The sequence below is a fragment of the Campylobacter concisus genome (assembly GCF_902460845.1).
GTDB lineage: Bacteria > Campylobacterota > Campylobacteria > Campylobacterales > Campylobacteraceae > Campylobacter_A > Campylobacter_A concisus_X.
On record NZ_CABPVS010000002.1, the window covers coordinates 92454 to 115361 of the forward strand.

A 22908-nucleotide genomic window follows, 5' to 3' on the forward strand; every position below is an offset into this window, starting at 1 on the left:
CTATTTTTGTATAAAATTTTCTATCATTTCAGCTTGCCCATACTGAGGATATTTGGCAATGTCTAAAACGACTTGAGATAAGGTCATGTTGTCCATATTGCAAACGATAGGAGCTATAAAATTTACAGTTGATTTTTCAAGCGGGAGTGCAACAACGATAATGTTATAAATTCTAAGTTGAGAGCTTTCTTTAATCTCCATAAGATCTTCATAATAGCTTGGAATATCGAATTCGTAGCTTCTTAATGCAAAAGGATTTATCATTGTAAAAGATGTCTCATCATCTTTGCTTGCTAGCTTAACAAAAAATTTATCAAGTTCAATTAACTCCATCGTCTTAATATGCTCAAAGCCTAAAATAGGGCTTTTAACACTAAAAATCATACTAACTCCTATTTTGTAAAGTTGCCGTATTTTATCATAGTTTTAAAAAATTTATACAAAAATAATAGCAAAAAATGTAGAATACGAGGATTTAAACTTTTTAAGGAAAAGCATGAAAAGATTTTCTAAAATTCTAGCAGTTGTAGCTCTTTTGGGGCTTTTTAGTGGTTGTGCTGAAAAATATACCGAGCTTTACAATCTAACTCCTGATGAGTGGTATGCTCAGGTTATCGCTGATATAAAAGATGGTGATCTTGAAGCGGCCGATAAACACTATGTTTCAATGGCAAGCGAACACGTAGCAAGCCCACTTTTGGAGCAAATTTTACTTATCCTTGCCCAAGCTCACGCAAATGATGAAGAGTATCTAATGGCAAATCACTATCTTGATGAGTACATCAAAAGATACGGCGATAATGGCCCAAAAACAGAGTTTGCTCAGTACCTAAAGATAAAAGCAAATTTTGACTCATTCACTCAACCAAACCGTAATCAAAAGCTTATGGAAGATAGCGTAACTGAGATCGAAAAATTTCTTTATATGTACCCAAATACTGAATACAAGCCACTAATCGAGACAATGCTTATAAAATTTAAGCTCGCACTTTACTTTTTAGATATGCAAATAGCTGATCTTTATAATAGAACAGGCAGGGACGTATCGGCTAAAATTTATGAGCAAAAACTTGAAGAGTCGCCGTTTAGAAACTCAGATCTTATCAAACCTGACGTGGCATGGTATAGAAAACTGTTTGAATAGGAGAAATTTTGCAAATAAACGAAAATAAAGGCTTCCCAACCGAAATTCCCATCATTGTTGAGGATGAGCTATTTTTATATCCATTTATGATAACTCCGCTTTTTTTAAGCGATGAAGAAAATTTAAAGGCACTTGAACTTGCTATACAAGAGGAGACTCCGATACTTGTAGTGCCTACAAAACCTCAACAAGATGGTGCTAGGGATTTTGAGGGCATATATGATGCTGGAGTGATTGGCACGATAATGCGCCGTGTGCCGCTACCTGACGGACGCGTAAAAGTACTATTCCAGGGCATTGATAAAGGTAAAATTTTAAAACAATCAGGCATAAACCCACTTCGAGCTATCGTCGATATGCTCCATGTCAAACGCCCTTCTCAGGTAAAAACTGATGCACTAATCGTTGTTTTAAGAGAAAAAGTAAGAGAGCTTTCGCAGTTTAGCCACTTTTTTCCACCAGATCTTTTAAAAACTATCGAAGAGAGTGCTGAAGCGATCAGGGTTTGCGATCTAGTCTCAAGTGCACTTCGCCTAAAAAAACAGATCGCCTATAGCTTTTTTGTAGAGGAAAATTTAGAGCAACGCCTACTAAAGCTCATCGACTATGTTATCGAAGAGATCGAGGCAAATAAGCTTCAAAAAGAGATAAAAAATAAAGTCCATTCAAAGATCGACAAGACAAATAAAGAGTACTTTTTAAAGGAGCAGCTAAAGCAAATTCAAGCAGAGCTTGGTGCTGATACGAGTCGTGAAGAGGAGCTTGAAGAGTACCGCAAAAAGCTTGATGCGAAGAAAAAATTTATGGCTGAGGACGCCTACAAAGAGATCAAAAAACAAATAGATAAACTTAGTCGTATGCACCCAGATTCGGCAGATGCAAATACTTTGCAAAGCTATCTTGACTGGGTGTTAGAAATTCCATTTGAAAATATAGCTAAGAAAAAGTCCTCTATCACCGAAGTGAGCAAGCATCTAAATGCCGATCATTACAGTCTTGAAAAGCCAAAAGAGCGGATAGAAGAGTATTTTGCTTTGCGTGAGCTTTTGGAGCTTAGAGGCGTTGGCGAAAAGGTAAATAATGGTGCTATTTTATGCTTTGCAGGCCCTCCAGGTGTTGGTAAGACAAGCCTTGCCAACTCGATCGCAAAGGCGCTAAAGCGTGAACTAGTTAGGATCGCTCTTGGCGGACTTGAGGATGTAAACGAGCTAAGAGGCCACCGCCGCACCTATATAGGCGCTATGCCAGGCCGCATCGTGCAAGGGCTCATCGAAGCCAAGCAGATGAATCCAGTAGTTGTACTAGATGAGATCGATAAGGTTGGCAGAAGCTACCGAGGCGATCCGACTGCGGTTTTACTTGAAATTTTAGATCCTGAGCAAAATAACAAATTTAGAGATTATTACCTAAATTTCAATATTGACCTTAGCAAGATTGTTTTCATCGCCACAGCAAATGATGTGAGTATGATCCCAGCCGCACTTCGAGATAGGATGGAGTTTATAGAGCTTAGCTCATATACCCCACAAGAGAAATTTGAGATTGCAAAAAAATATCTCTTGCCCCAGGAGCTTAAAAAGCACGGACTAAAACCAAGTGATGTTAGCATAAGCAAAGATGCATTAGAGCTCATAATCAGCGACTACACAAGAGAGAGTGGCGTGCGAAATTTACGCCGTAGGATCGCTGACATACTAAGAAAAGTCGCCAAAAATATCCTCACCAAAAAAAGCGAGGGCAAGATCAGCGTCACGGCTAAAAATTTGAAAGAATTTTTAGAGAAAAAGGTCTATGAGATCGAGCCGGCGGATAAAAAAGATCAGATCGGCTTGGTAAATGGCCTTGCGTGGACGAGTGTCGGTGGCGACGTGTTAAGGATCGAGGCCATAAGGATCCAGGGCAAAGGTAGTATGCAAATCACTGGCCAGCTAGGCGACGTGATGAAAGAGAGCGCTCACATCGCATTTAGCGTCGTTAAAGTGCTGATAGATAACAAAAAGCTAAAAGTACCGATGGCGATCGTACCAAAACTAGATGAGGATAAGCGTAAGCTCGAAGCCAGCGATGTTTATAGGCGCTACGATCTTCACTTGCACGTGCCAGAGGGCGCTGTACCAAAAGACGGCCCAAGTGCTGGCATCACGATGGCAACCGCGATCGCATCTATACTAACCGACACAAAGGTAAGACACGATATAGCAATGACTGGTGAGATTACACTAACTGGTAGAGTGCTGCCGATCGGTGGTCTAAAAGAGAAGCTCATCGCTGCTCATAAAGCCGGTATCAAAACAGCTCTGATACCTCGTAAAAACTACGATCGCGACCTTGTAGATATCCCAGCTGAAGTAAAGGGCGACATGAAGATCATTGCCGTAGATACGATAGAGGATGTCTTAAAAAACGCTCTTGTAACTAAAAAATAATCCAAATCCTAGCCCCATTTAGCCTCACTTGGGGCTAGGAAATTTTCATAAATATACTACGAAGTAAAAATTTAGGCTAGCTTGTTTACTCTTGAATAAAAAATAAATATTAAAACTTTGCCTATTTGCTTTGGCAGACTATTAAATTTGTAAAGATGTTTTTACAAAATCTAGGTCTTACAAAGCTCGCTGCTAAATTTAGAGCCGTGATATGCTCGTTCATAAATTTTAAAATTTGATAGACTTTTTGCTGTAAATTTTAGCTATTTATGCTTTGCTTCATGCTCTAAAAGCCAAATTTTAGTTGGTAGACCATCTCCGCCAGAGTAGCCACCAAGTCCGCTACTGGCTAGCACTCTGTGGCAAGGGACGATGATAGGCACTGGATTTTTAGCATTGGCTGATCCTGCTGCTCGGTAGGCATTTTTGTGACCTACAGCAAGTGCAAGAGCTGCGTATGTGGTCGTTTCTCCGTATGGTACTTTTTGTAAGGCCTCGTAAATTTTTGCTCTAAAATTAGTTGTTTTTATATCAAGTCTAATGCTAAATTTTTTAAGCTCACCCTTAAAATAAGCCTCTAGCTCATCTAAACAAAGCCTTAAATTTTCATCTTTTACTGCTATTTTTTTAAATTTATCTACAAAATTTATCTCACAAATTCCATTTTTACTGGCAACAATCTCTAAAATTCCAATGGGAGATTTTAGGTAAGCTTTTGACACATTTGCTCCTTGAAATTTGAAAATTTGGGCAAATTTTACTTTAGTTTGTTTTGCTTTTTGATAAAATGCAAGCAAAACTAGCGATTTTTAGACTAAAAATAACGAGCAAAAACCACAAAGGAATTTTATGAGCTTTTTTACCGACTACGAAAAACATGTGAGCGAGCGAGAAAAAGAGGGCGTGCCACCGCTTGCGCTAAATGCCAAGCAAACAAGTGAAGTTTGCGAGCTAATAAAGCTTGCCAGCAAGTCTAGTGGCGACGAAAAGGCGCAAAGCGAGCTAAAATTTCTTATAAGTTTGCTTGAAACTCGTATCAATCCTGGCGTTGATGACGCAGCGAAGATAAAGGCAAACTTTCTTGGCGAAGTGATAGATGGGCTTGCCGTTAGCGGTCTTGACGCTATGCGTGCCATTAAAATTTTAGGCAAGATGCTTGGCGGATATAACGTGGAAATTTTGGTGCGAGCGCTAAAAAATAGCGATGAAAATATTGCACTTGCCGCAGCAAACGAGCTAAAAAATATTATCTTGGTGCATGAATATTTTGACGAGATAGTGAAGCTAAGTAGCAACAATAAATTTGCAAAAGAGGTGCTTGTTTCTTGGGCAAATGCAGAGTGGTTTACGCATAAAAAGCCAATTGAAGCCTGTATAAACGCTGTCGTTTTTAAGGTACCAGGTGAGACAAATACTGATGACCTAAGTCCAGCGAGCGAGGCTTACACAAGGGCTGACATACCACTTCATGCAAAAGCAATGCTTGTTAAAAAGATGCCTGAGGGTTTAGAAATTTTAAAAGAACTTAAAGCTCGTGGTAAAAAAGTGGCGTATGTTGGCGACGTGGTCGGCACTGGCAGCAGCAGAAAGAGCGGTATAAACTCGATCCAGTGGCACCTTGGCGATGAGATAGAGGGCGTGCCAAACAAAAAAACGGGTGGCGTCGTGATCGGCACAACCATAGCTCCGATATTTTTTAACACCGCCGAAGATAGCGGCGCACTGCCGATAGTTGCAAACGTAAATGAGCTTGAGATGGGCGATGAGATAGAAATTTATCCATTTAAAGGCGAAATTTATAAGCTTATTGGCAGCGAGAAAAAGCTAGTGGCAAATTTTAAACTAAACCCAAATACTCTAAGCGATGAGATAAGAGCAGGTGGCAGGATACCGCTTATGATAGGATGGCAAGTGACCAAAAAGGCTAGAGAGGCTCTAGGGCTTGGCGAGGAGCAAATTTTTATAAAGCCAGATCAGCCAAAAGAGCAGAGCGGTGGCTATACGCTGGCTCAAAAGATGGTTGGCAAGGCTTGTGGCGTAGCTGGCGTTAGAGCTGGGGCATACGTGGAGCCAGAAATTTTAACTGTTGGCTCACAAGACACCACTGGGCCGATGACTAGAGATGAGGTCAAAGAGCTTGCAAGCCTTAGTTTTGGCGCGGATTTTGTTTTGCAAAGCTTTTGCCATACGGCTGCTTACCCAAAGCCAAGTGATCTTGTGATGCATGAGAGCTTGCCAAAATTTATAAATTTACGTGGTGGTGTGAGTCTAAAACCAGGCGATGGCGTCATCCACTCTTGGCTAAACCGCATGGTCTTGCCTGACAGCGTTGGTACTGGCGGAGATAGTCACACGAGATTTCCTATTGGTATCAGCTTTCCAGCGGGCAGCGGCCTAGTGGCGTTTGCAGCGGTGCTTGGCATGATGCCGCTAAATATGCCAGAGTCGGTTTTGATCAAATTTAAAGGCGAGCTAAAAGAGGGCGTGACACTTCGCGATCTTGTCAATGCGATACCTTATTTTGCGATCAAAAGAGGGCATTTAAGCGTTGAGAAGAAAAACAAAAAGAATGTTTTTGCGGGTAAAATTTTAGAGATAGAAGGGCTTGAGAGCTTAAAAGTAGAGCAGGCGTTTGAGCTAAGTGATGCTTCGGCTGAACGCTCGGCCGCGGCTTGTGTGGTAAATTTAAGCGTTGATAGCGTTGTGGAGTACGTTCGATCAAATATTGCGCTAATTGACGCGATGATGAAGGCTGGATATGAGAGCCGTGAGACTCTGCTTAGACGAAAAGAAAAAATGCAAAAATGGCTTGAAAATCCAACTCTTTTAAGAGCCGATAAAGATGCAAAATACGCTGAAATTTTGGAGATCGATCTAGCTCAGATAGATGAGCCGATTTTGGCGTGTCCAAATGACCCAGACGATGTGGCAACGCTAAGTGAAATTTTAGCTGATGACAAAAGAGTGCATAAAATCGATGAAGTTTTTGTGGGAAGCTGTATGACAAATATCGGTCATTATAGAGCACTTGCTAGAATTTTGGAGCATGAGAGCAAGCTTACAACTAGACTTTGGATAGCACCGCCGACAAAGATGGATAAAAGCACACTTGAAGATGAAGGCGTTTATGAAATTTTTAAAAGATTAAACGCAAGGACAGAGGTGCCAGGCTGTTCGCTTTGTATGGGCAATCAAGCAAGAGTAAACGACAATGCAGTGGTATTTTCTACATCAACTAGAAATTTTGATAACAGAATGGGTATGGGTGCGAAGGTCTATCTAGGAAGTGCCGAGTTAGCCGCTGTTTGTGCGCTACTTGGGCGTTTACCAAGTGTAGATGAATATAAAAAGATAGTAAAAGATAGCCTTAGCTTAAATAAAGATGAAATTTATAAATATCTAAATTTTAATGAAATAAGCGAGTTTAGTATATAAATTTGTTACAATATCGCGAAATTTTAAGGAGCTTTGATGAAAAAAGTAGTTTTTTTTCTCTTTTTTAGCGTTTGTTCTTTGATAAATTTACACGCTTTAGAGTGCAGTGATCTTGCCAAAAAAGAGAGCTTTAAAACTACTCCAAACGATCTTGCTTACACGAATGAAGGGCTATTTTACTGTGATGACTCACTTTTAAACTTAAAAGAGGTAAAAGAGCTTTTTGATGCAAGCGTGGCTGTGAGAAGCGAGTCTCAAAGCTGCGTTGGTAATAGAGTTTATAAAGAAAATTTAAATAAGCTTAGATGGCTTTTGCTAAAAGCATCATTTGCTCCCGAGTTTTATCAAAAAGAGCTTGCAAAGCCAGAGGTTGCTGAGAGCGAAAAAGACGCTAGAATGGAGTATCTTAGATACTGGGCAAACGAGAGCTTGTTTAATTTTTTAAAATATAAAAAATTTATCGAAGCTTACAAAAACGCTCAAACTCCGCTTGTAAAATTTTATGAAAGCCTTGGACTTGATACGCCAAGTGCCGCTTACTACGCAACTAGCGTAGTAAATGAGTTTTTGACTTTTGGTGTCGGTAAAAGTGTAAATAAAGCTAAAATTTTAACACCTGAGCAAAATATAATGGCTCAAAGGATAAATTCCGATGAGCTGGCAAATTTACTCTACTCGAAAAATTTCAGTACCGCTGAGCTTACAAATTTACTTAATATCGCACTTTTAAACGAAAAAAGTAGCGATATGATAAAAGAGATCATAAGGCGTGGGGCCGATGTGAATTTGGGTGATGAGACGCCGCTATTTTTTGCTTTAAAAAATATAGAAAATGTAAAAATTTTACTTGCAAATAAAGCCGATGTAAATCACAAAAATTTCTTTGGAAAAAGTGCGCTTTTTTATGCTGTGCAGTTTAGCGATAAGCCACTTTGTGAGCTTTTGCTAAAAAATGGTGCCAATGCCAATGAGAGCTACATAGATGAAAATGCCAAGATGAATATGATAAATTTGGGTATGACGCAAGTCGAAGATACATGTGGATTAGAACACACAAATAGAAGCGTTTTTATGCACGCAGCAGCTCATGCAACGCCAGAAATTTTAAAGCTTTTGATGGATAATGGTGCTGATATTAACGCCACTGATGATGCTGGATTTAACGCGCTTGACTATGCCATGAAAGAACAAAACGAAAATACGATCAAATTTTTAGAAAATTTAGGTTTAAAACCAAATTTCAATTAGGAAAAATCATGAAAAAGACAGCTTTTGTAACTGGTGCAACATCTGGATTTGGCGAGGCGATCGCCAGAAGACTCTCAAAAGAGGGCTACAAGATAGTCGCTCTTGCAAGGCGCGAAGATAGGCTAAAGAAGCTTGCAGCAGAGCTTGGCGATACGCATATTATCGTAGCTGACATACGCGACAAAGAGGCTGTTTTTAAAGCGGTTGAGAGCTTGCCTGATAAATTTAAGGACATAGAAGTGCTTGTAAACAACGCTGGCATGGCGCTTGGGCTTGAGAAGACGATAGATGCGAAGGTGGAGGACTTTGAGGCGATGATAGACACAAATGTCAAGGGTCTTATCTACTCAACAAAGGCGGTTTTGCCACTACTTTACAAGCAAGAAAAGGGCTATATATTTAACCTAGGCTCGACAGCTGGCTCATGGCCATATCCTGGAAGTAACGTTTATGGTGCTACAAAGGCCTTTGTGAAGCAGTTTAGTCTAAATTTAAGAAACGATCTAGTCGGCACAAATATTAGAGTCACAAACATCGAGCCAGGGCTTTGTAAGACCGAATTTAGCGAGGTTAGATTTAGAGGAGATAAGGCAAAGGCGGATAGTCTTTATGAAAATACAAATTTCATCACATCTGAGGATATCGCGACGATTTTGGTAAATTGTCTAAATATGCCCGGAAGTGTCAACATAAATAGAGTCGAAGTCATGGCAAATACGCAGACTTGGGCTGGGCTTGCGATAGAAAAATTTTAAGGAGTTCTTGTGAGACAAATTTTATTATTACTTTTTTTTAGCGTTGCGCTTTTTGGTGTCGATCCAGAAGTGGCAAAGAGAAACGCTGAAATTTACGGCGTCTTCACGCTTATACCGCCTGTTGTGGCAATAGCACTTGCTTTTATCACAAAAGACGTTATATTGTCGCTATTTATCGGTGTTTTTAGCGGAACGTTTCTCATAAACATCATCAATGAAAACATCTTTATGGGTATCGTAAAAGGCTTTACAGGTATCGTCTCAAGGGTCGTTGAATCAATGGCTGATAAGACTGATTCTGGTATCTTGCTTCAGGTACTTTGTATCGGCGGTGTGGTCGCACTCATCACAAAGATGGGCGGTACAAAGGCGGTCGCTCTTTGGCTTAGCAAAAAGGCAAAAACAGGTATCTCGGCTCAAATTTCAACTTGGCTCATGGGAATTTTTGTATTTTTCGATGACTACGCAAATGCCCTAATCGTTGGCCCTATTATGAGACCAATAAGCGATAAATTTAAAATAAGCCGCGAAAAACTAGCTTTTATCATCGATGCTACTGCGGCACCGATCGCTGGTATTGCTATCATCTCGACATGGGTTGGCCTTGAGGTTTCACTCATTGAAAAGGGATATGAGCTAGTTGGAGAGACTGGAATTAACGCTTATTCTATATTTATCGAGACAATTCCATATAGATTTTACAACCTTTTTATACTGTTTTTCATCGTTTGTACTGCCTTGATGCAACGTGAATACGGCCCAATGCTATTAGCTGAAAGACGTGCTAGAAAGGGCGAACTTCACTCAGGTAAAACTCAAATTCAAGACCTTGAAGACAAAACTCTTGAGCCAAAAGAAGGCGTAAAACTAAGTGCCTCAAACGCTGTCGTGCCACTTCTTGTGCTAGTTATTGGTGCTTTTACTAGTTTTTACTTTAGTGGTCTTGCTGCACTTGAGGGTGATGCTCTTAAAAATGCACTTGCCAATCCGCTTTCATTTTCTACATTTAAAGATACTTTTGGCGCAGCAGACTCAGCTACATCGCTATTTCAAGCAGCATTACTTGCTAGTATCGTAGCTATCACAATGGGCGTTTGGCGTAAAATTTTTGACGTAAAAGAGGCTATCAGCACATGGGTAAAAGGCTGGAAGACTATGATAATTACGGTTGTGATTTTACTTCTTGCGTGGAGCCTTAGTGCTGTTATCAAAGAGCTTGGCACATCAAGATATTTGGTTGATTTATTAAGCTCTTCTACACCTAAATTTATATTGCCAGTTGCTGTTTTTATCCTTGGTTCGTTTATTAGCTTCTCGACTGGAACAAGCTACGGCACGATGGGAATTTTAATGCCTCTAGCTATCCCACTAGCTTATGCTGTCGGCAAAAACTACGGCCTAGAGGGCGATGCGATGCATGCATATATGATCGTAAATATTTCAGGCGTACTTACAGGTGCGATCTTTGGCGATCACTGCTCACCGATATCGGATACTACGATACTTTCATCAATGGGCGCAGGATGTAACCATATCGATCACGTATCGACTCAAATGGTCTATGCGCTTAGCGTTTGTGCGGTTTGTGTGCTAGTTGGTTACTTGCCGGTTGCACTTGGTCTTAGCGTTTGGATCGCGCTTCCTTGCGGATTTTTAGCGATTTGGGCACTAGTTAGATTTGTTGGAAAGAAAGTAGAAGCATAAATTTGGATTGCAATTATTTAAAAGAGTGCGGCTCTTGCACTCTTTTTACTCCTTACGATGAGCAAATTTTATTTAAAACTGACCTTGTAAAACAAAATTTTTCAGAGTTTTATGATGGTGAGTTTGATGTTTTTAGCTCAACGCCAAAACACTACCGCACAAGAGCTGAGTTTGGCATCTGGCACGAAGGCAGCAAGCTTTGCTATACGATGCATGCAAGCGAAAAGGGTAAAAAGGTCTTTATAGATGATTGTCCAAAGGTTTGCGAGCAAATTTCAGAGCTTATGCCAAGCTTGCTTTATAACTTGCAAGAGAGTGAAATACTGCGCGCAAAGCTTTTTGGAGTGGAATTTATATCTTGTAAAAGCGGTATTTTGGTCACACTTCTTTATCATAAAAGGCTTGATGGCGAGTTTGGGGTAGCTATGAAAATTTTAGCTAACAAGCTTAGTGTCACCATACTTGCTAGATCTCGTGGGCAAAAGCTGCTAAGTTGTGAGCTAAATTTGATTGATGAGCTAGACGTTGGCGGTGAAATTTATAAATTTAGCCTATCTGAAAATGCCTTTATCCAGCCAAATAGAGCCGTAAACGAAAAGATGATAGCTTGGGCAAAAGAGTGCGTACAAGGCGGTGCTGACCTTCTTGAGCTCTACTGCGGACATGGAAATTTTACTATTCCGCTTTCGTTTAAATTTAAAAACGTTCTCGCCACTGAAATTTCAAAGAGCTCGATCGCAAATGCCCTTAAAAATTGTGAGCTAAACAAGGCTAAAAACATCAAATTTTTGCGTATGGATGCTGATGAGCTTATGAGCGCATTTGCTGGTGTTAGGGAATTTAATAGGCTCAAGGATATAAATTTAAGCGACTTTAACTTCTCTCATGTCCTTGTTGATCCGCCTCGTGCAGGACTAAGCGAAAGTGTCGTAAATTTCATCAAAAATTTTAAGAATATCATCTATATATCGTGCAACCCAGAGACTCTAAAAGAAAATTTAAAAGAGCCTTGTAAAAGCCATAAAGTGATAAAATTTGCCATTTTTGATCAGTTTGCAAACACTCATCACATCGAGTGTGGCGTGCTACTAAGGGCAAAGGAATAATTTAAAAAAGGAAAAATAAAAAATGGTTTCACTAAATAAAATCATCCAAGCAAAGATTACGATAGGTCATTTCGTAAATAAAACTCCATTTGCTCTGAGTGCAAAACTTAGTAAAAATTTGGGAGCAAGCATCTATCTAAAAGAGGAAAATTTACAACGAACCGGAGCTTATAAAATAAGAGGCGCTTACAATAAAATAGCTAGCCTAAGTGATGAGGAGAGAAAGCGTGGTGTCGTGGCTGCAAGTGCTGGCAACCACGCTCAAGGCGTAGCGATAAGCGCGAAAGAATTTGGCGTACACGCTTGTATCATCATGCCAGAATCAACCCCGCTTCTAAAGGTTGCTGGTACAAAAGACCTTGGCGCAGAGGTTATTTTAAAAGGTGATAATTTCGATGAGGCGTACGCTTTTGCGGTTAATTACGCTAAAGATAAGGGTATGACCTTTGTTCACCCATTTAACGACGAGTATGTCATGGCAGGACAAGGCACTGTGGGGCTTGAGATGCTTGATGAGATAAGCGACCTTGATATAGTCATCGTCCCAGTTGGTGGAGGCGGATTAGCTAGTGGTGTGGCTAGTTGTATAAAGCAGGTCAATCCAAAGACAAAAGTAATCTGTGTCGGTGCAAAAGGCGCTCCAGCGATGTTTAATAGCTACGGTGCTAAAAAGAGCATAAACTCAAAATCAGTCCGCACCATAGCTGATGGCATCGCTGTGCGTGATGCGAGCGAGATCACATTAGCAAATATTATTGAGTGCGTTGATGAATTTGTGCAAGTTGATGATGAGGAGATCGCAACTGCGATTTTGTTTTTGCTAGAGACGCAAAAGATCGTTGTGGAAGGAGCTGGTGCAGCTGGCGTGGCAGCACTTATGCATGATAAGATCAAATTTAAAAAAGGTGCAAAGATAGGTGTGGTGCTAAGTGGTGGAAATATCGACGTGCAGGTGCTTTCTATCATCATCGAAAAGGGTCTTATCAAGTCTCACCGCAAGATGACCTTGCAAATCACACTTGTGGATAAGCCAGGAGCGCTCATGAGCCTAACTGATAGCCTAAAATCAGCAAATGCAAACATCGTCAAGATCGACTACGATCGCTTCTCAACAAGGCTTGATTATGGCGATGCAAGTATTACGATCACGCTTGAGACAAAGGGTCTTGAGCATCAAGAAAAGATCAAAGAAGTGCTTGAAAAAAGTGGTTTTTCATTTTCTCAATTGTTTTAAAAATTTTTTGCTATTTTGTGGATTTCAAGGTAGCAAAAAAACAAGCTAAAATTCCTTTTGCTTTACAAATTTAAGCTAAAATAGCAAGCTTTAAAGGAGAAAAAATGAGCGAATATGCAAATTTGATATTAGCTATCTTACTAGCTGTTTTGGCATTTGCATTTTATAGGTCAAATAAGGCGTTAAAAAAGGCAAAAGATGATAGCGAAAATCTCTCAGTCAGCACTGAAATTTCACAGCTTAAAAGCATTGGCGAGCTTTCAGTTTTTCAAGTTTATAGCAAAGAGATCGTCACAAAAACCGATCATGCGTTTGGAAATTTTGGCAAAGAGTATCTAAGATGGCTTATAAGCGAGAAGAAGCTTTCGATGATATTTGAGTTTGAGATAAATTTCATCTACGATCTAACTAGCCCAAAGCTCGAGATCACGCAGATCGCAAACTCTAGCTATAAGATAAAAATGCCTCCTTGCAAGTATAAATTCTCAATCGCCGATATGAAATTTTACGATGAGAAAAACGGCAAATTTATACCATTTTTACTGCCTGACTCGCTAAATGGCTTTTTTGGTAGCACTTTTACAGAAGAAGATAAAAATAGACTAATAGAAGAAGCTAGAAACGAAGTCAAAAAGATGAGCGTTCGCCTTATCTCACAGCTTCAAAGTAAAATTCATAAATCAGCTCGCGATACGCTTGAAGCGATCGCAAAGAGCTTTGGGGCAAACAAAGTTGAGTTTATTTTTGACGATAATGATGAGCAGATCGGCTCGCAACTAAATTTAGAAAATATTGCATAAAATTTTAAAAAGGAGAAAAAATGAGCGTAAATTCACAGGAAGTCACGCAGACACCAGGCAACAACACGGTCTTTCAAACTTGGGTTTTAAAAGATGATAAAAAGGCTTGTAAAGAGGGTTTTGCCGAGCTTTGCGCCTTGGTTGTAAATTTAAATAAAACTGCCAAGATTAGATTTGGCGCAAATGAAAATGTAAACTGCGTCCTTGGCGTGGGTCATGATGCTTGGAAAAAGCTTGAAATTTCAAAAGATCTGCCAAAAGAGCTTGTAAATTTTAAAGCAATAAAAGGCGATAAACATGAGGCTGTTAGCACAAAGGGCGATATCCACATCCATATCCGCGCCTTAAATGCGCCTGATTGCTTCGATATGGCTCAAGCGATAAAGGCCGTGCTTTTTAAATTTGCAGAGCTTACAGACGAGACGCAAGGCTTTAAGTATCATGACGGTAGGGCGATAATAGGCTTTGTTGATGGCACTGAAAATCCTGAGGGCGAGGAGAGAGATTTCTTTGCTAAAGTTGGCGACGAGGATGCTAAATTTAAGGGTGGAAGCTACGTTTTTGTGCAAAAATACTTTCATAAAATGCAAGAGTGGAACGCCACAAGCGTAAGCGAGCAAGAAAAGGTTATAGGCCGCTCAAAAGAACTTGATATCGAGATGAGCGATGATGTAAAACCTAGCAATTCACACTCAGCTGCTGCAAACGTAGGCGATGATAAAAAGGTTGTGCGCGGCAATATGCCATTTACTGAGGGTAGCAAAACTGGCACTTACTTCATCGCTTATGCGAGCACATTTTCAACAGTTGAGCTTATGCTTAAAAAGATGTTTATCGGCGAGCCAAAGGGCAACTCAGATAGGCTACTTGACTTTAGCACACCTGTTACTGGTGCGCTATATTTTGTGCCAACAGTTGATATGTTAAGCGATTATGAGGGCTAAATTTAAATGGGTGAGGCAACTTACCCTTTTAAATTTTAAATAAAAATGCCAGAGTGGTTTATTTACGCAGCCCTTTCGGCTATATTTGCTGCACTCACTGCACTCTTTGCAAAGCTTGGCGTAAAGGACATCGACAGCGATTTTGCAACATTTATAAGAACGATTGTTGTCGTCTTTATGCTTGTTTTACTTCTAAGTGTGGCTAAAAAATGGCAGCCACTAAGCTCGCTAAGCCCTAAAAACTGGCTCTTTCTCATACTAAGTGGCATAGCTACCGGGCTATCTTGGCTAATGTATTTTAAAGCGATGCAAGTTGGCAAGGTTTATCGAGTGGCGCTGGTTGATAAATTTAGCGTTGTGATTGCTATTATTTTGGCTGTCATCTTTCTTGGTGAGAGGCTAAATTACAAAGAAATTTTAGCCATTTGTCTTATTATTTCAGGCGTTATTTTATTGATTTTCAAGTAAAAATTTATACTCTATATCTAGCAAAATAACAAAAAACAAAACTAGCTTATTTAATGGCATTTTGTGATCTAAAATTTATTCAAAAATTTTTAATTATCAAGATATCTTTATTAATTTTTAAAAAGCATTAAATAGAGGGTAAATTTAATACTAATTTTAATTCTTTTTCGATAGATTAAAGCGATTATAACTTTTTAAAGGAGGAAAGATGAAGTCCATAACTTCAAAGATAGCGATGATTATCATCTCATTGCTAGTTATTTCGTTTGCTGCTATTTCAGCAGTCAGCTACTATACAGCGGAAAGTAAGGTAGTAGAGTTGGTCAGCCAGACCCAGGATCAGATTCTAAGTGACATCAAAGCTACTACGGATTCTTTTTTTGAAGATTATTTAGAAGTTGCCAAAAAGTCTGCTTCAGATATAGCACAAATACCAAATAATGATGACTCGTACATGGAAAAAACAAAAATGCAAAAAGAAAGCGTTAGTCATCTAGTTACTGATATTTTTTATGGTCGCGAGAGTGATGGACATTTTTTCCAATCAGATGGAACTAGAACAACTCCAGCCGATAACTACGATCCTAGAACTAGAGGCTGGTATAAAGCAGCAAAGAGTGCAAATGGTGCTATATATACCGAACCTTACAAAGCTGCCTTGTCTAATGCTTTAGTAATTAGCTTTGCCGCTCCAGTAAATAAAAATGGAAATTTTGATGGTGTTTTGGGGCTTGATTTAAATATAGATGCTTTAAGTAAAAAAATTCTCGAAATGGGTAAAACGAAATACGGTTACGTCTTTTTAATGAACAAAGACGGCTTAATGCTAATGCACAATGACCCAAACAATGTTGGTAAAACCGTTCCTGCTAGCAAATATATTGCTGAGGTTTTTGCAGCTAAAAAATTTGATGAAAATGGACTTATCCCTTATACAAACTATAAAGGCGAAAACGTAACCGCTAAAGTCCTTCCTATAAATGATCAGGGCTGGCTGGCCGTAGCCGCTATCGGAGCAGATACTTTTTCGTCTAATACCTTACCTTTATTAAAAGCTCAAATAATCCTAGCCGTAGCTTTTATAGTCATACTTTCGGCTATCGTATTTACTCTTCTTAAAAAATCCCTTAGCCCTATTAGAACTATTCAAACCAAGCTTGAAGACGCGTTTAAATTCATCACCTACGAAACCCCTAACGCTCCGGAAAAGCTAGTAGTAACTACCAAAGACGAATTCGGCAGAATGAGCGAATCTATTAACGATAATATAGAAAAAGTCCTTAACGGCGTTAAAAAAGACAGCGCCTTAATAGAGGAGATGAACGGTATAGCAAATCTCATGATAAAAGGACACATGGGGGCTAAGATTAACTCCGTCCCTAATAATCCGGCTTTAGTTCAGTTAAAAGATCTGCTAAATAAATTCTTTGCGTCAATTTCTGAAAATTTAAAAGGAATAGCGGTAGTTTTAGCTTCTTACAATAAAAACGACTACACTCCTAGACTAGAGCTAAAACCGGAGCTTGAAAGCGATCTAAGAGATATGATAGTAGGCCTTCAAAGCGCGGGCGACGCAGTAAGCAATATGCTAAGGGAAAATTTAAAAGAAGCTCAGGTTCTAGAAGAAAAAGCTAAAATCCTAGCAGAGTCCATGAGAACCCTAACCGACGGAGCTCATAAGCAAGCCGACTCCATCCAAGAAAGTGCGGCGGCTATAGAAGAGATGAGCAGTTCTATGAACGCCATTAGTCAAAAGGCCAGCGACGTAACAAGACAAAGCGAAGAGATTAAAAATATCATCGTTATTATTAGAGATATAGCCGATCAAACCAATCTACTTGCTCTAAACGCAGCTATAGAGGCAGCTAGAGCGGGCGAGCACGGTAGAGGCTTTGCGGTAGTTGCCGACGAAGTGCGAAAACTAGCAGAGCGAACTCAAAAATCACTTGGTGAGATCGAAGCTAATGCAAATGTTCTAGCTCAAAGCATCAATGAGATGAGTGAGAGCATCAGAGAGCAAAGCGAAGGCATAAATATGATAAATCAAAGCGTAAGTCAGATCGACAGTATTACAAAACAAAATATTAATATTGTTGGTACAACAAATGAAATTACTGACCAAATAGATGACATGGCTAAGACAATAGTAGCCGACGTTAGAAAGAATAAATTTTAATCTTAGACCGAATTTAGGGGTTTGCTTCCCCTAAATTCTAATTTTATCTCGCTGATTTTAACTATCTAAAATAAAAAAATAATTCAAAATTATTATTTAATGTATACATCACTATTTTGTAATTAATATTATTTAAGACTATTTAATATAAAAAAATATAAAATCGTATCTTAATTTTTTGTAAAAGGAAAGTAAATGCGATCAATTGCAAACAAAATATCTTTAATGCTCATACTGGCATTATTCATATCATTCTCGCTAATATCTTTAGCTAGCTATAGCACAGCTCATGATAAAGCCATTGAGTTAGTAATACAAACTCAAAAGCAAATCTTAAAAGATGTGAAAATCGCACTAAATAGCTTTTTTACTAATAATCAGTATGCTATAGAGAAAATGGCTGAGACTCTTAGTAAAATAAGCGAGAAAAGTGATGGCTCGATGAATGCTGATGGCATAAATTTAGCTTTATCTCAAGCAAAAGCTATATCTGGAAAAGAGATCACTCTTGTTTACGCTGGATATGAGAATGGGGCTATGTTTAGATCAAATGGGCAAAATAAAGCTGGGTATGATCCAAGAGTTAGAGGATGGTATAAACAAGCTAAAGCCGAGAATAAACCAATATATACTGATCCATATATGGCAGCTTCATTAAATGCAATGGTTATAACCTTTGCTGCACCTATTAAAAATATTGGAGTTACGGGCATAGATACATCTATTGAGGAGTTGAGCAATAATATATCGCAAATCAGTAAGACTGAATACAGCTATGCTTTTGTTACAGATCAAAATGGCAACGTAATAATGCACCCAAATAAAGAATTAGTCGGCAAACCTCATGAGATCGCAAAGAGTCTAATAAAACAATATAATGAAAAGAAATTTGATGAAAATGGATTAATAGCATATAAAAATACAAAAGGCGAAGATGTCTATGTCTATATGTTAGAGATAAATGATAAAGGTTGGTTGGCAATAACAGCTATGGATCAAAATATCTTTAGCTCGCATACTTTGCCTATTTTAAAAGTTCAAATTATTTTAGCCTTTATATTTATAGTTGTCTTGTCTGCATTCGTATATTTCTTACTAAAAAGATCGCTTAATCCGATTAAAACTATTACAGATGCTTTGGTTAGTTTCTTTAGATTTTTAAATTTTGAGATAAAAGAGCCAGTTGTTTCAAAGGTGGCAACAAAAGATGAATTTGGCGTAATGAGCAAACTAATAAATGATAATATTACTAAAATTTTTGACAATGCCGATCAAGACTCTAGAGTGGTATCTCAATCTGTTGAGACTGCAAAGGCGATAGAAAATGGAAATCTAAAAGCAAGAATAGTAGATGTTCCAGCTAATCCAAAACTAATTGAATTAAAAGATGTCTTAAATAAAATGCTAGATGTTTTGGAAAAAAGAGTCGGTAGCGATTTAAATATGATCCAAAAAACTTTTAATGATTTTAGAAATTCTGATTTTACTTCAAGAATTTTGGATGCCAAAGGCAATGTCGAACTAGTAACAAATGAGCTTGGCGAAGAGATAGCTAATATGCTTGCGTTTAACTTAAAACAAGCACAATTCTTAGAAGAAAAAGCTAAAAATTTAGATGCATCAATGAAGCAAGTAACTCAAGGTGCTAGCACACAGGCAAATTCTCTCCAAGAAAGTGCTGCTGCGATCGAGCAAATGAGTAGCTCAATGAGCGCAATTAGCCAAAAGACTGTAGATGTTATAAAACAATCTGAAGAGATTAAAAACATCATCGTTATTATTAGAGATATAGCCGATCAAACAAATTTACTTGCTCTAAACGCAGCTATCGAAGCGGCGCGTGCTGGTGAGCATGGACGAGGCTTTGCTGTGGTCGCAGATGAAGTTAGAAAACTAGCTGAACGAACTCAAAAATCACTTGGTGAGATCGAAACTAATGCAAATATACTTACTCAAAGCATTAACGAGATGAGTGAGAGCATCAGAGAGCAAAGCGAAGGCATAAATATGATAAATCAAAGCGTAAGCCAGATAGATAGCATTACAAAGCAAAATGTTGATATCGTGAGCTCAACGAATGAAATCACCGCCCAAATCGATGAAATGGCTAAGACAATAGTAGCTGATGTTAAAAAGAATAAATTTTAACCTTATAGCTTAACACCTAAAATTTTATTAATATTTCATCCTCAAAATTTGAGGATGAAAATAACTCCTTTTTATCTATAATCTTAAAATTATTTTTTGTTTTTTAAATATAATAAAATTTTTAAAAATTATCTAATTTTTATAGCTTTATAGTGATATTGCTAGTTAAATTTTTATAGATTATGTTTGCCGTAAAGTAATGAAAATTATTAGAATTTATTCTTGCAATTATTGATATTTCAGTAAGGAGATAAAATTTTTAATAATACTTTATGTTACTTTTTTACTCAAGTATTTAAAAACAATTTTACTTTGTTTTCTTTAGCTTTTTGATAACTACTCTAAAATTTTTAAATTTTATTAAATAGGATTTTCTTTTAAAATCGTACTTTGTGAGAAAATTAATATTTTTATGTAGAAAAATATTTACATTTTTAGCTTAAGTTTTTTGAAATTTTTGTAAATATAAATCAGTTGTAAATAAGTTTTGCAAGGTTAATATCAATTAAATTTGTTTTAAATCTTTAAAGGAGAAAGAATGAATCGACGAGAATTCATAAAAAGTGCTGCGGCTAGTGCTGCTTGCGCAAGTGCTGGTATAGCTGTGCCAAGCTCGCTAAGTGCAGCAAGCGAAGCAGAAAAAGGCTGGCGTTGGGACAAAGCTGCCTGTAGATTTTGCGGAACTGGATGTGGCATCATGGTCGCAACCAAAGAGGGCAAGATAGTAGCTGTGAAAGGAGATCCAGAAGCACCTGTAAACCGTGGTCTAAACTGTATCAAAGGCTATTTTAACGCCAAAATCATGTACGGTGAGGATAGGATAACTCATCCACTTTTACGTGTAAACGAAAAAGGAGAATTTGACAAAAAAGGCAAATTTAAGCAAGTAAGCTGGAAACAAGCATTTGATGTCATGGAGACTCAGTTTAGAAAAGCATATGATGAACTAGGACCTCACGGTATCGGAGTTTTAGGTTCTGGTCAATATACTATTCCAGAAGGTTACGCTGCCGTTAAGCTTATAAAAGGTGGTTTTAGAAGCAACAGTATTGATCCAAACGCAAGACACTGTATGGCAAGTGCGGTCGTTGGCTTCATGCAAACATTTGGTATAGACGAGCCATCAGGCTGTTTTGATGACATTGAGCTTACAGATACTATTGTAGCTTGGGGCGCAAACATGGCTGAGATGCACCCAATCCTTTGGGCACGCGTGAGCGATAGAAAGCTTAGCGATCCTGATAAAGTAAAGGTAGTAAATTTAAGCACATATTCAACTAGAACTTCAAACCTAGCTGACATCGAGATCATTTTTGCTCCATCATCTGACTTGGCTATCTGGAACTACATTGCTCGTGAGATAGTTTATAACCACCCAGAGATGATTGATGAAGAATTTGTTAAAAAACACTGTGTATTTACAACCGGTCCAGCCGATATCGGATATGGTCTTCGCACAGACATTAATCATAAAAAATATGCTCCAAGCGAACTAGACACTGCTGCTACCGAGAAGTCAAAGGTGGTAAGTGAGGCTGAGGGTGTTACACTTGCATATCTTGGACTAAAAGCTGGCGATACACTAGAAAATAAAAATGCTGCAAAAGCTGGCGCACATTGGCAAATAACATTTGAAGAGTTTAAAAAAGCTCTTGCGCCTTACACGCTTGACTTTACAGCAAAGGTAGCAAAAGGCGATCCTAACGAAGATATTAATGAGTTTAAAGCAAAACTAAAAGCACTTGCTGATCTTTATATAGAGAAAAACCGCAAAGTTGTTAGTTTCTGGACGATGGGCTTTAACCAACACCAACGTGGTACATGGGTAAATGAGCAAGCTTATATGGTTCACTTCTTACTCGGTAAACAAGCACTTCCAGGCTCAGGAGCATTTTCTCTAACTGGTCAACCAAGTGCGTGCGGTACAGCAAGAGAGGTTGGAACATTTGTTCACCGCTTGCCAGCTGACATGGTTATTGATAATCCAAAACATAGAGAGATAACTGAAAAAATTTGGAAACTTCCTTCCGGAACACTAAGTGGTGTACTCGCTTCTCACTACGTAAAAATGATGCGTGATCTTGAAGATGGCAAGGTTAAATTTATCTGGGTTCAAGTAAACAACCCATGGCAAAATACTGCAAACGCAAACCACTGGATAAAAGCAGCTCGTGAGATGGATAACTTCATCGTTGTAAGTGATCCTTATCCAGGAATTTCTGCAAAAGTAGCCGACCTTATTCTTCCAACTGCGATGATCTATGAAAAATGGGGTGCTTACGGTAACGCTGAGAGAAGAACGCAACACTGGAGACAGCAAGTACTTCCTGTTGGTGAGGCTATGCCTGATATTTGGCAAATGATGGAGTTTAGTAAGCGCTTTAAGCTAAAAGATGTTTGGGGTGAGAAAAAAGTAAATGACAAAGTTACACTTCCAAACGTGCTTGATGCTGCAAAAGCTATGGGATATAGCGAAGAAGATACGCTATTTGATGTACTTTTTGCTAACGAAGAGGCTAAGAAATTTAGTGCAAACGATCCTATTATGGAAAACTACGACAATACAGAAGTATTTGGCGATAGCAGAAAAGTGATCGGTTCAGATGGTAAAGAATTTAAAGGATATGGATTTTTCGTTCACAAATATCTTTGGGAAGAGTATAGAAAATTTGGCGTTGGCCACGGCCACGACCTAGCCGACTTTGACACATACCATAAGGTAAGAGGTCTTAGATGGCCAGTAGTTGATGGCAAAGAGACTCAGTGGAGATTTAATACTAAATTTGACCCATATGCTAAAAAAGCTGCTCCAAATGAGAAATTTGCATTCTATGGCAACAAAAATGCAGCACTTCCAACAGGAGATCTAAAAGGCGTTACAAATAAAGATAAAACATCTCTTGCAAATAAAGCAAAAATTTTCTTCCGCCCTTACATGGATCCGTGCGAGATGCCAAACAAAGAGTATCCATTCTGGCTATGTACTGGCCGTGTTCTAGAACACTGGCATACAGGTACGATGACTATGCGTGTTCCTGAGCTTTATAGAGCCGTCCCAGAGGCGCTTTGCTACATGCACGAAGATGACGCTAAAAAACTTGGTGTACTTCAAAACGAGATCGTTTGGGTCGAATCACGCCGTGGCAAGGTAAAAGCAAGAGTAGATCTAAAAGGCAGAAATAAGCCGCCAGTAGGTCTTGTTTATGTGCCTTTCTTTGATGAAAACGTATTTATAAATAAAGTCTGCCTTGACGCTACTTGCCCAATCTCAAAAGAGACTGATTATAAAAAGTGTGCGGTTAAAATTTATAAGGCGTAAA

General features: G+C 38.6%; 16 protein-coding genes and 2 pseudogenes. 16 read left to right on the forward strand and 2 right to left on the reverse strand.

What is annotated here, in order from left to right:
- Entirely contained in the window at positions 1 to 384 is a 384-nt protein-coding gene (fliW, locus tag F3H00_RS02085; protein ID WP_054196362.1) for a flagellar assembly protein FliW, read from the reverse strand.
- Positions 385 to 496: 112 nt separating this feature from the next.
- Here fliW and F3H00_RS02090 point away from each other — a divergent pair, with 112 nt between their 5' ends.
- Positions 497 to 1144 carry an outer membrane protein assembly factor BamD gene (locus F3H00_RS02090; protein ID WP_103648809.1) on the forward strand — a complete coding sequence of 216 codons (648 nt, stop codon included), beginning with the start codon at positions 497 to 499 and terminating at the stop codon, positions 1142 to 1144.
- Positions 1145 to 1152: 8 nt separating this feature from the next.
- Positions 1153 to 3570: an endopeptidase La gene (gene lon, locus F3H00_RS02095; RefSeq protein WP_148798252.1), complete on the forward strand. Its 2418-nt coding sequence runs from the start codon at positions 1153 to 1155 to the stop codon at positions 3568 to 3570.
- A 263-nt stretch (positions 3571 to 3833) separates the two neighbouring features.
- Here the strand turns inward: lon and F3H00_RS02100 are convergent, their stop codons facing one another.
- The gene (locus F3H00_RS02100) at positions 3834 to 4292 is read right to left on the reverse strand and encodes a methylated-DNA--[protein]-cysteine S-methyltransferase (protein WP_148798254.1); all 459 of its coding nucleotides are present in this window, start codon (positions 4290 to 4292) and stop codon (positions 3834 to 3836) included.
- Positions 4293 to 4419: 127 nt separating this feature from the next.
- Between F3H00_RS02100 and F3H00_RS02105 the strand changes: the two genes are divergently transcribed.
- The 14 genes and pseudogenes from F3H00_RS02105 (at position 4420) to napA (ending at position 22907) form a co-directional block, all read left to right on the forward strand.
- Positions 4420 to 7005: a bifunctional aconitate hydratase 2/2-methylisocitrate dehydratase gene (locus F3H00_RS02105; protein WP_148798256.1), complete on the forward strand. Its 2586-nt coding sequence runs from the start codon at positions 4420 to 4422 to the stop codon at positions 7003 to 7005.
- Between the two features lie 36 nt (positions 7006 to 7041).
- Positions 7042 to 8253 (forward strand): ankyrin repeat domain-containing protein, encoded by a 1212-nt coding sequence (locus F3H00_RS02110; protein WP_148798258.1) that lies wholly within the window; start codon positions 7042 to 7044, stop codon positions 8251 to 8253.
- 8 nt (positions 8254 to 8261) lie between these two features.
- Positions 8262 to 9008: an SDR family NAD(P)-dependent oxidoreductase gene (locus F3H00_RS02115; protein ID WP_084108443.1), complete on the forward strand. Its 747-nt coding sequence runs from the start codon at positions 8262 to 8264 to the stop codon at positions 9006 to 9008.
- A gap of 9 nt (positions 9009 to 9017) precedes the next feature.
- Complete coding sequence (locus F3H00_RS02120) at positions 9018 to 10712, forward strand: Na+/H+ antiporter NhaC family protein (protein WP_103648804.1); 1695 nt, start codon at positions 9018 to 9020, stop codon at positions 10710 to 10712.
- 2 nt (positions 10713 to 10714) lie between these two features.
- Complete coding sequence (gene trmA, locus F3H00_RS02125; protein WP_148798260.1) at positions 10715 to 11818, forward strand: tRNA (uridine(54)-C5)-methyltransferase TrmA; 1104 nt, start codon at positions 10715 to 10717, stop codon at positions 11816 to 11818.
- Positions 11819 to 11840: 22 nt separating this feature from the next.
- Entirely contained in the window at positions 11841 to 13052 is a 1212-nt protein-coding gene (ilvA, locus tag F3H00_RS02130) for a threonine ammonia-lyase (RefSeq protein WP_103560567.1), read from the forward strand.
- A gap of 104 nt (positions 13053 to 13156) precedes the next feature.
- On the forward strand, positions 13157 to 13852 hold the full coding sequence (locus F3H00_RS02135) for a DUF4230 domain-containing protein (RefSeq protein WP_149703677.1): 696 nt from the start codon (positions 13157 to 13159) through the stop codon (positions 13850 to 13852).
- 20 nt (positions 13853 to 13872) lie between these two features.
- Positions 13873 to 14796: a Dyp-type peroxidase gene (locus F3H00_RS02140; RefSeq protein WP_148798264.1), complete on the forward strand. Its 924-nt coding sequence runs from the start codon at positions 13873 to 13875 to the stop codon at positions 14794 to 14796.
- A 45-nt stretch (positions 14797 to 14841) separates the two neighbouring features.
- On the forward strand, positions 14842 to 15264 hold the full coding sequence (locus F3H00_RS02145) for an EamA family transporter (protein ID WP_148798266.1): 423 nt from the start codon (positions 14842 to 14844) through the stop codon (positions 15262 to 15264).
- Between the two features lie 235 nt (positions 15265 to 15499).
- Positions 15500 to 16225, forward strand: a pseudogene (locus F3H00_RS10735) (cache domain-containing protein); the annotation flags it as partial.
- A 774-nt stretch (positions 16226 to 16999) separates the two neighbouring features.
- Positions 17000 to 17440, forward strand: coding sequence for a methyl-accepting chemotaxis protein (locus tag F3H00_RS10740; RefSeq protein WP_374048479.1), 441 nt, complete (start codon positions 17000 to 17002; stop codon positions 17438 to 17440).
- A gap of 225 nt (positions 17441 to 17665) precedes the next feature.
- Positions 17666 to 18436 (forward strand): annotated as a pseudogene (locus F3H00_RS10745) (cache domain-containing protein); the annotation flags it as partial.
- A 627-nt stretch (positions 18437 to 19063) separates the two neighbouring features.
- Positions 19064 to 19588: a methyl-accepting chemotaxis protein gene (locus tag F3H00_RS10750; RefSeq protein ID WP_159070040.1), complete on the forward strand. Its 525-nt coding sequence runs from the start codon at positions 19064 to 19066 to the stop codon at positions 19586 to 19588.
- 538 nt (positions 19589 to 20126) lie between these two features.
- Positions 20127 to 22907 (forward strand): nitrate reductase catalytic subunit NapA, encoded by a 2781-nt coding sequence (gene napA, locus F3H00_RS02160; RefSeq protein WP_148798269.1) that lies wholly within the window; start codon positions 20127 to 20129, stop codon positions 22905 to 22907.
- Position 22908 lies beyond the last annotated feature (1 nt).

Coding starts and splice junctions, on each gene's coding strand:
- napA (WP_148798269.1), top strand. CDS start 20,127: ATGAATCGACGAGAATTCATAAAAAGTGCTGCGGCTAGTGCTGCTTGC.
- F3H00_RS02090 (WP_103648809.1), top strand. CDS start 497: ATGAAAAGATTTTCTAAAATTCTAGCAGTTGTAGCTCTTTTGGGGCTT.
- F3H00_RS10740 (WP_374048479.1), top strand. CDS start 17,000: ATGAACGCCATTAGTCAAAAGGCCAGCGACGTAACAAGACAAAGCGAA.
- fliW (WP_054196362.1), bottom strand. CDS start 384: ATGATTTTTAGTGTTAAAAGCCCTATTTTAGGCTTTGAGCATATTAAG.
- F3H00_RS02105 (WP_148798256.1), top strand. CDS start 4,420: ATGAGCTTTTTTACCGACTACGAAAAACATGTGAGCGAGCGAGAAAAA.
- F3H00_RS02110 (WP_148798258.1), top strand. CDS start 7,042: ATGAAAAAAGTAGTTTTTTTTCTCTTTTTTAGCGTTTGTTCTTTGATA.
- F3H00_RS10750 (WP_159070040.1), top strand. CDS start 19,064: ATGAAGCAAGTAACTCAAGGTGCTAGCACACAGGCAAATTCTCTCCAA.
- F3H00_RS02135 (WP_149703677.1), top strand. CDS start 13,157: ATGAGCGAATATGCAAATTTGATATTAGCTATCTTACTAGCTGTTTTG.
- ilvA (WP_103560567.1), top strand. CDS start 11,841: ATGGTTTCACTAAATAAAATCATCCAAGCAAAGATTACGATAGGTCAT.
- F3H00_RS02140 (WP_148798264.1), top strand. CDS start 13,873: ATGAGCGTAAATTCACAGGAAGTCACGCAGACACCAGGCAACAACACG.
- F3H00_RS02145 (WP_148798266.1), top strand. CDS start 14,842: ATGCCAGAGTGGTTTATTTACGCAGCCCTTTCGGCTATATTTGCTGCA.
- F3H00_RS02115 (WP_084108443.1), top strand. CDS start 8,262: ATGAAAAAGACAGCTTTTGTAACTGGTGCAACATCTGGATTTGGCGAG.